Raw genomic sequence first — 13725 nt, 5'->3', positions numbered from 1 at the left:
CCACCCTGGGGCCCCCCCGCCCCGGGGCCCCGCGGTCCCCCCCCTGGCTATCCCCCCCCACCCCTTCCCCGGGGGCCCCCCCCGGGGGCCCCCGGGGCGGCCCACCGCCACGGCAGAGCAGACCGCTACCGTGGATCGCATGGACGTACGCGTATTCCTCGTCGACGACCACGAGGTGGTGCGCCGCGGCGTCGCGGACCTGCTGGAGTCGGAGCCCGGGGTGACCGTCGTCGGCGAGGCGGGCTCGGCCCGCGAAGCGCTCGACCGCATCCCCGCGCTGACCCCCGACGTCGTCGTCCTGGACGTGCGGCTGCCCGACGGCGACGGCGTCACCGTCTGCCGCGAGCTCCGCTCCCGCATGCCGGAGCTGGCCTGCCTCATGCTCACCTCGTTCTCCGACGACGAAGCCCTCTACGACGCGATCCTCGCCGGAGCCGCCGGCTACGTCCTCAAGCAGGTCCGCGGCACCGACCTGGTCCAGGCCGTGCTGACGGTCGCCTCCGGCGGGTCGATGCTCGACCCACGGGCAGCGGCCCGCGTCATGGAACGCATCCGCGCGGGAGCCCACCACGAGCCCGACCCGCTTGCCGGCCTGACCGACCAGGAACGCCGCATCCTCGGCCTGATCGGGCACGGCCTGACGAACCGGCAGATCGGCGCGGAGCTCTTCCTCGCCGAGAAGACGGTCAAGAACTACGTCTCCAGCATCTTCGCCAAGCTCGGCCTCGAACGGCGGGCGCAGGCCGCCGTGCTCGCCGACCGCCTCGAACAGGACGAACGCCGACAGCACTGACCTCGACGCCCTTGACGGCGACGGAGACGACGTTCGAGTCAGGTCCCCAGGGAGTCGTCGCCGGGCATCGGCACGCGCCACACCAGACGCGTCCCACCCCGGTCCGCACCTGGGTCCGCGGGCTCGATGGCGAGCGACCCGCCGAGCTCGCCGGCACGCTGCGCCAGGTTGCGTAGCCCGCTGCGTGCGGCCGTCGGCGGGATGCCCGTGCCGTCGTCGCTCACCACGAGCACAAGGTCGTCGGCCACCGCCAGCCGAACCTCCACCCGGGAAGCTGACGCATGCCGGGCGACGTTCGACAGCGCCTCACGCACCACCGCGACGACGTGGTGGGCGGCGTCCGACGGCACCAACGTGTCCACCGCACCCTCGAAGCGCAGCCGCGGCGCGAACCCGAGCGAGACCGCGGCGGCGTCGACCTCGGTGATGACGCGGGAGCGCAGACCGATCCGGCGGGCGTCGACACCGCCGGACCGCTCACCTGGCTGCAACCGGTAGATGGTGGTCCGCACCAGGGCGATCGTCTCGTCCACCTCCTCGACCGCCGTCGTGAGCTGCGCGGCCACCTCCGGTGGCGCGGTACGCGCCACCCGCTGCAGCGAGAGCCCGGTCGCGTACAGCCGTTGGATCGCCAGGTCGTGCAGATCCCGGGCGATCCGCTCGCGGTCACGGAGCAGGACGAGCCGTTCGGCGTCAGCACGTCCCTCCGCCAGCTCGAGTGCGACGGCGGCCTGCGCGGCGAAGGCACCCAGCGCCTCCACCACCACCGACGAGAACGGCTGGCTGCCCCGGACGCGTGCCGCGGCCAGGACACCGCGGACACGCCCGTGCTCGCCGAGCGGCCACACGGCCAGCGGGCCGAGCTCCACCGGCAGGTCCAGAGCGAACTCGGCGCGCTCATCCTTCGTGGCGTCGTCGGTGACCATCGGCACCCCGGTGCGGAGCGTGAGCGCGGCGAACGTCCCGTCCGCCGACAGGACCGAACCCACCCGGTCCTCCGCCCCCAGCCCCGAGGCTGCCTGCAGCACCAGGCGACCGGTGTCCGGGTCCGGCACCGAGACGGCGGTCAGGTCGGCGTCGGCGACCTCGCGTGCCTGGCTGCCGATGAGCGTCAGGACGTCGTCGGGCGACGATCCAGCCAGGACCTGGCGGGAGATCCGGTCGTTGGCGCGCGCCCAGCGTTCGCGGAGCTGCGCGACGTCGTACAGCCGCGCGTTCTCGATGGCCACGCTCGCCGCCGAGGCGAGGGCTTCCAGCACCCGCTCGTCCTCGGCCGTGAAGTCTCCCCCGCCGCGCTTGTCCGTGAGGTAGAGGTTGCCGAACGGCGCACTGTGCACCCGCAGCGGCATCCCCGCGAAGGTGTGCATCGGCGGGTGGTGCGCAGGGAAGCCGACCGAGACGGGATGGGCGGACAGGTCGTGCAGGCGCAGCGGCACGGGGTGGCGGATCAGCTCACCCAGCACGCCGTGCCCCGTGGGGTAAGGACCGATCGCCGCGATCTGCTCGTCGGTCAGCCCGACGGTCAGGAACCGGGCGATCCGACCGTCGTCACCCAGCACGCCCAGCGCACCGTACCGGGCGTCGACGAGCTCGATCGCGGTCTCGACGATGTGGTGCAGCACCGTCTCCAGGTCCAGGCCACGGCTGACCGTGACGACCGCCTCCAGCAGCAGGTCGGTGCGGTCCTGCGGGGTGTTCGTCCGATCCATCCGTGCCTCCTGTGGTGCCTCCCGGAGCCACGGTAGCGCGCGAGCCGGGGCGAACCCGCGGGGACCTTCGTCCCGCTCCCGCAGGCCCCCGGTCCCTGCCGGACGACGTCACCCGGCTGGTGTCCTGAGGGGGACGAAGGAGGACGATCATGAGCATCACCTGGTACGACGGCATCGTCGTCGGGGTCGACGGCTCGGCCGAGAGCCTGGCCGCCCTGGAGTGGGCAGCACGCGCCGCCGACCTGCACGACACGCACCTGACAGCCGTGGCCACCTACGGCGTCCCGATCACCCCGGACCCGGGGATCGGCGGTCTGATCGGCGAGCTGCGGGACCAGGCCCGTCGGGCTGCCGATGCGGCACGCACCTGGCTCACCGAGCACCACCCGGAGCGGGACGCCGAGGTGGTCGTGGTGGCCGGCGACGCCGCCCACGAGCTGAGCCGGCGGTCCAGGACCTGCGGTCTGGTCGTCGTCGGACGCCGCGGCCTGGGGAGGTTCGACCGCATGGTGCTCGGCTCGACCTCCTCCGCGCTGGCAGCGACCGCTCCTGGAGCCGTCGCCGTGATCCCGTCCGGAGCGACCACCGGAGACCCGAGGCGGATCCGGGTGGGCGTGGACCGGGACGACGAACCGGACGTGCTGGGCGCCGCGTTCGCCGAGGCCGCCGCACGTGACCGCACCCTGGAGGTGCTGCACGTGACGGACACCGACGCGATCTCCGCGGCTCTCCCGGAGATGGACCCCGTCGCCGCTTCGTGGCGCGAGGCGGCCAGGGCCGACCTGGCCGACCGGGTGGCGCGGTGGTCGGAGAAGTACCCGCAGGTCACCTGCACGATCGTGATGCGTCGTGGAGCCCCTGCCTCCGTGCTGTGCTACGGGCTCACCCCCGAGGACCTGCTGCTCGTGGGTGGGCGCAGGCACCAGCCACTGATGGGCCGCGTGCTGCGCAGCGTTCCTGACGCCGTGCTCCGGTCGGCGCCGTGCCCGGTCGTGGTCGTGCACGCGCACCACCAGCCCCGATGATCGTGAGGAGAGGGTTCCGATGACCCGGACGACGCAGCAGGGTCCCGTGGTGGTCGGCGTGGACGGCTCGGCCTCGGCGACACAGGCATTGCTCTGGGCGGCCCGGGAAGCCGGCCGCCGTCGCGCTCCGTTGGTGCTGGTCCACGTCTGGACGCCGGTCCCCGTCGCCCCTTGGCACGTGGGGTCGCGGGGACGGGGCGGGTTCCGGGGGCTCCTGCTGGGATCCACGAGCCAGGCTCTGATCCACCATGCGGCGTGCCCGGTGGCCGTAGTCCCGCCGCCGGAAAGGGACGAAAGTCCCCGGCACAACGGAGAAGGTCCCGCCGATTCGTGACCCTCAGCCCTGCCGAGGACCGCTCGCATGCGGGCAGTCTCGAAGGAAATATCGAGTCGAAGGACGGTCCGTCATGGTCATTACGCAGAGATCGGCTCCAGCCGTCGTCGTCGCCGTCGACGGGAGGGGACAAGGTTTGGGTGCGCTCCGGTTCGCCATTGACGAGGCCCGCGCGCGGGGCACCGGTGTACGGATGGTCCATGTCCTGGACCACGACGACACGGGCCAGATCATGGACCCGTACATGACGGAGGCGTGCGTCGCCGCGCCTGACGTCGAGTTCGACTGGCGTTTCAGGCGCGGCACGCTTGCGGACGAGCTGGTCGCGGCCGCCGGGGCCGGCGACCTCCTGGTCCTGGGGCAAACGACACCGTGGAGCCCCGAGCGGCCCGGCGTCAGCGCCGTGATCACGGAGATCGCCGCGCGCACGGCGGCCGCCGTGGTGGTGGTCCCCGCCGACTGGCGGGCCCGGCACCACCACCGCATCATCGTCGGGGTCAAGTCGTGTACGAACGCCGGCGGGCTGCTGGCACGTGCGTTCGCGGAGGCCTCCGCACGGAGTGCGGCCCTGGAGATCGTGCATGTGTGCGACGTCCCGGATCTCGCCGCCGTCGCCCAGGTTGACGCCCTCCCGGGCGACCGGCACCGGTCCGAGGGCAGGTCGCTGCAGGCGCTGGCACGTGACTGGTCCGACGTCTTTCCCGACGTCGCGGTGGAGACGTCGTTCACCCGCGGACAGCCGGCGCGCGTCCTGGTCGACGCTGCGACGGAAGCGGACCTCCTGATGATCGCCCGGCACCAGCGGGACTTGCGGCACCTGGTCCGTCTCGGGCCGGTGCCGCGGGCAGTCCTCGGGGCCTCGGACGTCCCGGTCGAGGTGGTTCCGCTGACCGGTGCACCGACCCCGGCTCCGCTCGTGCTCACTCGTTCGGGCACGATCCTGAAGAACTGACGAGTACAGGAAGCACGGCACCAGGGCGAAGCCACGGTGCTGTCTCGCCCCGGCTCTGACGGAGGCTCTCATTCCAGGGAAGGATGAGAGTTTACGGCTTACCCCGGGGGCTTCGGGAGCGAGCAATCCGGGTGTCGGCCGGCTTACCGACGACACCCGGCGCTTCGCTCAGGAGGACGAGGACGAGTCACGCTTCTTCTGACTGGTGGTCACTGGTCGTTGTAGACGTACCCTGTCCAGTCGCTGCAGTCGTCAGGAAGCCGGGGAACGTTGACGCACGCCTTGATGCGGACGCGGCTGCCCTTGCCGCCCTTGGCGTTCGGGGACGTGGTGTGCTCGTAGATGTCGATGGCGCACTCACCCCAGTTGTCCCAGCCGCCAAAGTACTCACAACGGCCATTGCGGTAAGCCTGCCAGTTGCCGTTGCTGTCGCGGAGGTTGTTTTGCCAAAGAACATAAACGGACATCCCGTCCGCGAAGTCGATGGCACTGAGCTGTTGTGAGTCGTAGGGCCCGGAGTGGTCGCACCAAATTTATGAAGGCTCTGTTGCAGAAACCTTGCAGACGACTTGTACGGCGATGTCTTGCGAGGTCAAGAGGCCGACGGGTCGGGCTTCGAGGTCACCGACCGAGTACGGCCGACACTGCAAACGCCCCCGGTGGGGCTCTGGGACCCGCCTATCACGGCCCACCCTGTAGGGTTCTCGTTTGTCAACTCACAAAATTAACTCGGCCCGGCCCGCGCCGGCGCCGCCCCCGACACGACAACCAGGCAGGAACCGATGACCTCAGTTGCCGACGAGACCGACCGCCTCGCCGCGGTCCGACCCCACGAACGCCAGCTCGCCTGGCAGAATCTGGAGTTCTACGCCTTCATCCACTTCGGGATGAACACGATGACCGACCGCGAATGGGGCCTGGGTCACGAGGACCCAGCGCTCTTCGACCCCACCGGGCTCGACACCGATCAATGGATGCGGTCGATCAGGAGCGCCGGCATGACGGGCGTGATCCTCACGGCCAAGCATCACGACGGCTTCTGTCTCTGGCCCAGCGACGTGACGGCCCACTCCGTCGCCTCTGCCCCGTGGCGCGACGGCGCCGGTGACCTGGTCGCCGAGGTAGCGGACTCGGCGAGGCGGCACGGCCTCCGGTTCGGCGTCTACCTCTCGCCGTGGGACCGCACCGAGCGCACCTATGGTTCCGGCCGAGCCTATGACGACTTCTTCGTCGCGCAGCTCACCGAGCTCCTCACCCGGTACGGCCCGGTCTTCTCGGTCTGGTTCGACGGCGCCAACGGCGAGGGCCCCGACGGTCGCGTCCAGGTCTACGACTGGGACCGCTACTACGAGACGATCCGCCGCCTCCAGCCGGACGCGGTCATCAGCGTCTGCGGACCCGACGTCCGGTGGTGCGGGAACGAGGCCGGCCACACGCGCACGAACGAGTGGAGCGTCGTCCCTGGCGCGCTGCGTGACGCGGAACGCATCGCGCAGCAGTCCCAGCAGGTCGACGACGGTCAGTTCTCGCGCCTGGTACGCAGCAACGACGAGGATCTCGGTAGCCGCGAGGCCCTGGCCGGCCACCTCGACGACCTCGTCTGGTACCCCGCCGAGGTCAACACCTCCATCCGGCCCGGTTGGTTCCACCACGCCGAGGAGGACTCTGCCGTGCGCACGGCGGAGGAGCTCTTCGAGATCTGGTGCGGCTCCACCGGAGGCAACGCGACGTTCCTCCTCAACGTCCCGCCGGATGCTCGCGGCCTCGTCGCCGAGCCGGACCAGCGTGAGCTCGCACGGCTGGGCGAGCTCGTCGAACGGTTCCGCACCGGGGTGGTGCCCTCGTGCGCCTACCCGTCGTCCATTCGCGGCGAGACGGGGGCTGGCACGCTCCCAACCGCTTTCTCGTGCGAGTTCGGCCCGCACCGGGACACCACGTGGCGACCGGACCCGGCCGACGCGCACCCCGCGGTCGAGCTGACGTTCGACGAGCCACGGCCGATCGGAGCCGTGGTCGTGAGCGAGGACATCCGGCACGGCCAGCGCATCGAGAGCTTGACCGTCCGCGCCGTGGTGGGAGGCCGCGACGTCGTCCTCGCCCAGGCCGAGTCCGTGGGGTACCGCCGGGTCATGCGATTCCCCGCCGTGACGATCCGGGGCCTGACCGTCACGGTCGGCTCGAGCAGGGGCACCCCCGCGGTCGCGACCGTCGCCGCGGTGGAGGCGAGCGCCGCGGACTCGCGTTCGTCGTCGTGACCAGGAGTGCGGGGGGGCGGACCACGCGAACCGGGGCAGGCCACCCGCACTCTGCTAAGTTCGTGCCGATGAACACGGCTGCCGCTCTCCGGCACAGCGGTATCGAGCGGTGGCCGGAGTTCCATCCGACGACCCAGGCCGCCTTCAACCAGGTCCTCTGGCGGGGCGGGCTCTCGCGGAGCGACATCGCTCGCAAGCTCCGCATCTCGCGCGCCCGGCTCACGGCCATCACGCGCGACCTGGAAGCCGCCGGCCTGCTGGTCGAGGGGCACCGGGAGCTGCGGGCCGCAACGGGACGCCCCGCGGAGATGCTCCACGCGGTCACGACCGCGTACCAGTTCCTGGGCCTGCACCTGCGCGGGACAGACGTCATCGCAGCGCTGGTGGACCTCGACGGGCGGGTGGTCTGGGAGGACAGCGCCTCGCTGGAGACCGAGGCGCCCAGCGAGGTCGTCGCGTTGGCGGCCAGGTGGCTCCAGGAGACGGCATCGTCGTTCCGGGTGGCGGCTGTCGCCATCTGCGGCCCGCTCGGCAGGGTCGGGCTCGACCCGGCGCACCGGCAGATCCGCGGGATCGGCGAACAGCTCCAGGAGGAGTTCACCGCGGCATGGGACGTCCCGCTCTGGGTCGACGACGACGTGGTCGCCCTGACGGCGTTCGAGCAGTGGCCCCAGCTCGCCGAAGGCCAGAACAGCATGGTCCTGATCTCGGTGGGCCAGGAGATCGGCTTCGGCCTGGTCGAGGACCGGCAGATCATCCGCGGCGCCCACGGCGCGGCCGGCCGCTTCGACCACGTGCCGGTCCTCTCCGGTGGCCCCGAATGCCCTCTCGGACATCGCGGATGCCTCTGGAGCGTCTGCTCGACGACGGCGGTCACCCGTGCCGTCCCAGGATCGAGCACCATGTCCGAGGTAGCGGCACGCGCGGACGACGGGGATCCGCTGAGCAATGACGTCATGACCCGCGCGGCGGACGGTCTCGGCACGGCAGCCGGGTATCTCACGAACCTCCTGGACCCGGACAAGCTCGTCCTGACCGGCGAGAGCCATACCGTCCTGCGGGGTCGCCTCGGCCCGTTCCACTCGGCCCTCCAGCGCACCCACCTCGGCGACCGGGACGTCCAGGTCGACCTGCCCGACTTCAACTTCGTGGAATGGGCCAGGGCCGCCGCCGCGCTGGCCCTCTACCGGAGCGTGAGCACCCAGGGCTACTACTGAGGAGCCCGGTCGCGTGCTCCGTCGGCTCGACGGAGCACGCTCAGGCGCGCCCCCAGGTCATCGAAGGACGCCCCGGCCCACGTCCACCCGTCTTATTTTCGTCGCTTGACAAACTCGGAAGACCTCCGCGAACCTGAACGCGGCCGCCGCACGCCGCGGCCACGTTCCAAGCTCGGTCAAAGGAGACGTCTTGCGTACCGCACGAAACACAGCAGCAGTCCTCGCGCTCGGGCTCGCGTCGATCGCGATCACCGGTTGCTCAGCCTCCGGTGACGACACGGGCGAGCCCGTCACGCTCGAGTACTGGGCCTGGGCCCCCGGCTCACAGGAAGAGGTGGACGCGTTCAACGCGTCGCACCCGGACATCCAGGTCAAGCACATCGACGCGGGCGGTGGCGAGACCTCGTCCGCCAAGCTCATCACGGCGCTGCGCGCCGGCAACGCTCCCGACCTGGCCCTGGTCGAGAACACCGCGCTCCCCCGGATGATCGTCTCGGGTGTCCCCCTGGACATCACCGACCACGTCGCCGACGTCCAGGAGAACTTTGCACCGGGCTCCTGGGAGCAGACCACCTTCGACGGCCACACGTTCGCGATTCCCCAGGACGTGGGCCCGATGGCGCTCCTGTACCGCCAGGACATCTTCGAGAAGTTCGGGGTCGAACCGCCGGTGACGTGGCAGGACTACCGCGACGCGGCCGCGACGATCAAGGAGCAGGACCCGAGCCTGACGATGGCCTCCCTCAGCACCGACGGCTGGGGCTGGTACGCCCCGGTCGCGGCCCAGGCCGGCGACGACTGGTGGTCGGTGGAGGGCGAGACCTGGACGGTCGACATCGACGGTGACAAGTCACGCCAGGTCATGGACTTCTTCCAGGACATGTACGACGACGGGCTCATCGCCGCCGACCCGATCCTGACGCCGACCTACAACAAGCAGCTCAACGACGGCACCATGCTCACGTGGCCCTCGGCCGTCTGGGCACCCGGCGTCATCGAGGGCGTGGCCCCCTCGACTGCCGGCAAGTGGGCCCTGGCCCCGCTGCCCCGCTGGGACGCGGACGACCCCACGGTCTCGTTCCAGGGCGGGTCGTCCGTCATCGTCACCTCCTCCAGCGAGCACCCGGAGGAGGCCGCGGAGTTCGCGAAGTGGCTGAACGCGAGCGAAGAGGGCGCCGAGATGATCCTCAACGTCCAGAACGGCTATCCGGCCGCGCTGTCCGGCCAGGAGATCGCGACCGAGCAGGACCCGCCCGCTCTCATGCCCCAGCAGACCGACTACTACGAGATCGTCGCGGAGATCGCGAAGAACACCAAGCCGGTGACCTGGGGCCCCAACACCGACGTCGCCGCCGCGGCCTTCACTGACGCCATGAACGCCGCCGTCCAGAACGGGACCCCGTGGGCGGACGCCCTCACCGCGACCCAGGACGCGGTCGTCGCGGACATGAAGGAACAGGGCTTCACCGTCAAGGAAGGCGACTGAGCCCGCAGCCGGCGGGAGAACCGACCATGAGTCACGCCACCACCGACCGCGCCGCCGTCCCGGCCCCGCGACGAACTGACCATCGGCACCCGCCACGGCGCAGACGTTCGCTCCGCCCACGGGTCGCGCCGTATCTCTTCAGCGCCCCGGCGATGATCCTGTACGTCGCCTTTACCGTCGTCCCGCTCGGGTACGCCTTCGGATCGAGCTTCTTCGCCCAGCGGCTGACCGGCGGAGGGATCCTCGGAACACGTCGGACGGTCTTCGTCTGGTTCGAGAACTACGCCGAGGTCCTGACCAATGCCAGCCTCGTGGCCGGCCTGGGCCGGCTGGCGATCTACGGGATCATCGCGGTACCGCTCACCCTGGGCCTGGCCCTGCTGTTCGCCCTCCTGCTCGATGCGAGCGGAACCCGTCTCAAGCGGTTCGGCCGCACCGCGATCTTCATCCCCTACGCCGTGCCGGGTGTCGTCGCTGCCCTCATGTGGGGGTTCATGTACCTGCCGGCCACGAGCCCGTTCTCGTACGTGACCCGTGCGATGGGCCTCGGAACCATCCCGTTCCTGGAACCGCACGGCCTGTACGGGTCGATCGCGAACATCACGGTCTGGGGCGGCATCGGCTTCAACATGCTCGTCATCTACACGGCCCTGCGGAGCATCCCGAACGAGATGATCGAGGCGGCCCGCATCGACGGCGCCGGCGAGGTCCAGGTCGCCCTGCGGATCAAGGTCCCGCTGGTCGGCCCCGCGCTGGTCCTCACGTCGATCTTCGCCCTGCTCGGCGCGCTCCAGCTGTACGGCGAGCCCGCGATGCTCATGCCGCTGACCAACAGCATCTCCACCACCTGGGCGCCGCTGATGACGATCTACCGCGACGCGTTCGTGCTGGACAACCTCTCCTCGGCCGCCGCAGCATCCATGGTGCTGGCGATCGGGACGGCCGCCGTCTCCGTGGTCGTCCTCGTGGTCGTCCGTCGCCTCAGCCGAAGGGGAATGGCATGACTACGGTCACGGCTCCGGCCCGTCCCGGACGATCACCTCTGCAGCGCGGCAAGGTCGTTCCCACGATCATCCTCGTCATCGGCGCGATCTACTGCCTCATCCCGGTGATCTGGGTCTTCGTCGCCGCGTCCAAGGCACCGGGCGAGCTGTTCAGCTCCTTCACGTTCGCTCCCGGCAGCGGACTCCTCCAGAACCTGGGCGACCTGTTCACCCGTGAGGACGGCGCGTACGGCATGTGGGCGCTCAACTCCGCGCTGTACGCCGGGCTGGGCGGGCTGTTGTCCACGCTCGTGTCGGCAGCGGCCGGCTACGCGCTGGCGAAGTACGACTTCGCCGGGGGACGCGTCTTCTTCGTCGCCCTTCTCGCCGGTCTGCTCATCCCGGGCATCACGCTCGCGGTACCGCAGTACCTCCTGCTCTCCGAGCTGCAGCTGGCCGGCACCCGCTGGTCCGTGCTGCTGCCGAGCATCATCAGTCCCTTCGGCATCTACCTGTGCAAGGTGTTCGCCGAAGGGTCGATCGCCCAGGAGGCCCTCGAAGCCGCGCGGATCGACGGCGCGGGCGAGTGGCGCATCTTCCGGAGCATCGTGCTGCCCCTGATGGTGCCCGGCATGGTCACCGTCTTCCTGCTGCAGTTCGTGGGCATCTGGAACAACTTCCTCCTGCCCTACATCATGCTCGCCGACCCGTCCACGTTCCCCCTGACGGTTGGACTGAGCTCGCTGCTGTACCAGGGCTCGGGCTCCCCCGCGCTCTACTCGCTCGCGATCACCGGCGCCGCCGTCGCGATCGTTCCCCTCATCGCCCTCGTGCTGTTCCTGCAGCGCTTCTGGCGGCTCGACCTGATCTCCGGAGGAGTCAAAGGATGACCCTGTCCCACACCGACCAGCCCTGGCCCACGACGGGCCTCAGCTTCGGCGGCGACTACAACCCCGAACAGTGGGACCCGTCGGTCTGGCGCGAGGACGTCGACCTCATGCGCAAGGCCGGGGTCAACATGGTCTCCCTCGGCATCTTCTCCTGGGGTCTGCTGGAGACGGCAGAGGGCGTCTACGACTGGGCCTGGTTCGACGAGATCATCGACCTCCTCGAGCAGAACGACATCTCGATCGACCTGGCCACACCCACCGCCGCCCCGCCCAGCTGGCTCCTGGCCGAGCACCCCGAGTTCCCGCCCGTCGACCACGACATGACGCAGCACTGGCCCGGCGCCCGGCTGGGCTGGTGCCCCAGCAACCCCGACTTCCGCAGGCACGCCCTGCGCATCGTCCGGGCCGTCGCCGAACGCTACGGCTCGCGTGAGCACGTCGTGATGTGGCACGTCAGCAACGAGCTCGGCGGCGGCAACGGACACTGCTACTGCGACGTGTCCGCCGCCGCGTTCCGTATCTGGCTGGAGCGGAAGTACGGAACGGTCGAGAAGCTCAACGAGGCCTGGGGCACGGCGTTCTGGGGCCACTACTACCGCAGCTTCGAGCACATCCTGCCGCCTCGTGGCAACGACTCGAAGAACCCGTCCCTCATGCTCGACTTCGACCGGTTCTCCTCCGACGAGCTGCTCGAGCACTATCTCGCCGAGCGGACGCTGCTCAAGGAGATCACCCCCGACCTGCCCGTGACCACCAACTTCATGGTCGGGGCCGAACCGGACGCCGTCGACTACGCCCGCTGGGCGCCGCACATGGACATCCTCGCCAACGATCACTACACGCGGTCACCCGACCCCGTGCCGCAGCAGGATGTCGCGTTCTCCGGCGACCGGATGCGCTCCCTGACCACCGACCGGCGGCCGTGGCTCCTCATGGAGCACTCGACCAGCGCCGTGAACTGGCAACCACGCAACCGCGCCAAGAACCCGGGCGAGCTCATCCGTGACGCCATCAGCCACGTCGCGCACGGCGCCGACGGCGTCATGTACTTCCAGTGGCGCGCCTCCCGGGCCGGCGCCGAGCAGTTCCACTCCGGGATGGTCCCCCACGCCGGACCGGACACCAAGATCTTCCGCGAGGTCAGCACGCTCGGCGCCCACCTCGAGCGGCTCGCGCCCGTCCTCGGTTCCCGCGTGCCGGCCGCCAGGGTCGGCATCCTGTTCGACAACGAGGCTGGGTGGGCCATCCGTCGCGGTGTGAAGCCGAACAACTTCCTGCCCTACGGCGCGGCGGTCCGCGCGTGGCACGCCGCGTTCTGGCGCCGGGGCGACGGCGTCGACGTCCTCCCACCGTGGAACGACTTCGCCGGCTACGACACCCTGGTCGTGCCACAGCTCTTCCTGGTCGCTGACGACACGGCCAGGCGGGCCGAGGAGTTCGTCGCGGCCGGCGGCACCCTGGTCGTCACGGCGTTCTCCGGGATCGTCGACGAGAACGACCAGGTCCGCCTCGGCGGCTATCCCGGGGCGTTCCGCGACGTCCTGGGCGCCTGGACCGAGGAGTTCTACCCCCTGCAAGAAGGCGAGACCTTCCGGCTCGACAACGGCTGGAGCGGCCGGGAGTGGACCGAGCACGTCCACGCCGACGAGGCCGACGTCGTCGCGCGCTACCAGGGTGGGCCGCTGGACGGCCGGCCCGCTGTGACCGTCCGGACCCATCTAGGAGGCGGCCGGGCCATCTACGTCTCGGCCGGGATCGACGGCCCGGCGATCGACGCGCTCGTCACCGATCTGATCGAGCCGGCCCCTGCGCCCGTCACCGACAGGATTCCCGGCCTCGAGGTCGGCACGCGCGAGACCGACACCGACGAGTTCGTCTTCCTCATCAACCATGCGGCCGACGACGCCAAGCTCAGCATCCAGGGCTCCGAGCTGCTCACCGGGCTCACCGTCGACGACGCGCTCGTCGTGCCCGCAGGCGACGTCCGCGTGGTCCGCCGTCGCAAGGACGTCTGACCGGCACTCACGTGTGGGCCCTTCTCCCTGCCGGGAGAAGGGCCCACGCGCAGCCAAGATGCGGCT

The 13725-nt window shown here is 70.4% G+C and carries 12 protein-coding genes; 10 read left to right on the top strand and 2 right to left on the bottom strand.

All coding sequences use genetic code 11. The features are described 5' to 3' along the window. Nucleotides 1-139 precede the first annotated feature (139 nt). Nucleotides 140-793, top strand: a complete 654-nt coding sequence (locus ACFWE2_RS01695) for a response regulator (protein WP_377222470.1) — start codon at nt 140-142, stop codon at nt 791-793. A 38-nt stretch (nt 794-831) separates the two neighbouring features. On the opposite strand, the gene ACFWE2_RS01690 is transcribed toward ACFWE2_RS01695, so the two are convergent. Beyond that, entirely contained in the window at nt 832-2502 is a 1671-nt protein-coding gene (locus ACFWE2_RS01690; RefSeq protein WP_377222469.1) for a GAF domain-containing protein, read from the bottom strand. 149 nt (nt 2503-2651) lie between these two features. On the opposite strand from ACFWE2_RS01690, the gene ACFWE2_RS01685 reads away from it, so the two are divergent. The 3 genes from ACFWE2_RS01685 (at nt 2652) to ACFWE2_RS01675 (ending at nt 4813) form a co-directional block, all read left to right on the top strand. After that, entirely contained in the window at nt 2652-3527 is an 876-nt protein-coding gene (locus ACFWE2_RS01685) for a universal stress protein (protein ID WP_377222468.1), read from the top strand. Nucleotides 3528-3546: 19 nt separating this feature from the next. Next, nucleotides 3547-3861, top strand: coding sequence for a universal stress protein (locus ACFWE2_RS01680; RefSeq protein ID WP_377222467.1), 315 nt, complete (start codon nt 3547-3549; stop codon nt 3859-3861). Nucleotides 3862-3934: 73 nt separating this feature from the next. Next, entirely contained in the window at nt 3935-4813 is an 879-nt protein-coding gene (locus ACFWE2_RS01675; RefSeq protein ID WP_377222466.1) for a universal stress protein, read from the top strand. Between the two features lie 209 nt (nt 4814-5022). Here the strand turns inward: ACFWE2_RS01675 and ACFWE2_RS01670 are convergent, their stop codons facing one another. Continuing rightward, nucleotides 5023-5280 (bottom strand): hypothetical protein, encoded by a 258-nt coding sequence (locus ACFWE2_RS01670; RefSeq protein WP_377222465.1) that lies wholly within the window; start codon nt 5278-5280, stop codon nt 5023-5025. Nucleotides 5281-5595: 315 nt separating this feature from the next. Between ACFWE2_RS01670 and ACFWE2_RS01665 the strand changes: the two genes are divergently transcribed. The 6 genes from ACFWE2_RS01665 (at nt 5596) to ACFWE2_RS01640 (ending at nt 13659) form a co-directional block, all read left to right on the top strand. Next, nucleotides 5596-7068, top strand: coding sequence for an alpha-L-fucosidase (locus ACFWE2_RS01665; protein WP_377222464.1), 1473 nt, complete (start codon nt 5596-5598; stop codon nt 7066-7068). A 68-nt stretch (nt 7069-7136) separates the two neighbouring features. Continuing rightward, nucleotides 7137-8285, top strand: a complete 1149-nt coding sequence (locus ACFWE2_RS01660; protein WP_377222463.1) for an ROK family protein — start codon at nt 7137-7139, stop codon at nt 8283-8285. 190 nt (nt 8286-8475) lie between these two features. Then, nucleotides 8476-9771: an ABC transporter substrate-binding protein gene (locus tag ACFWE2_RS01655; protein ID WP_377222462.1), complete on the top strand. Its 1296-nt coding sequence runs from the start codon at nt 8476-8478 to the stop codon at nt 9769-9771. 152 nt (nt 9772-9923) lie between these two features. Then, complete coding sequence (locus ACFWE2_RS01650; protein WP_377222461.1) at nt 9924-10775, top strand: carbohydrate ABC transporter permease; 852 nt, start codon at nt 9924-9926, stop codon at nt 10773-10775. Beyond that, entirely contained in the window at nt 10772-11644 is an 873-nt protein-coding gene (locus ACFWE2_RS01645; protein ID WP_377222460.1) for a carbohydrate ABC transporter permease, read from the top strand. The genes ACFWE2_RS01650 and ACFWE2_RS01645 overlap by 4 nt, the downstream gene beginning before the upstream one ends. Further along, nucleotides 11641-13659, top strand: coding sequence for a beta-galactosidase (locus ACFWE2_RS01640; RefSeq protein ID WP_377222459.1), 2019 nt, complete (start codon nt 11641-11643; stop codon nt 13657-13659). The genes ACFWE2_RS01645 and ACFWE2_RS01640 overlap by 4 nt, the downstream gene beginning before the upstream one ends. The last annotated feature ends 66 nt before the right edge of the window (nt 13660-13725 follow it).

The organism is Promicromonospora sp. NPDC060271 (assembly GCF_042726755.1).
Classification (GTDB): Bacteria; Actinomycetota; Actinomycetes; order Actinomycetales; family Cellulomonadaceae; genus Promicromonospora.
Note: the sequence above shows the minus strand (reverse complement) of the source record. Positions and strands in the feature narration are given on the sequence as shown.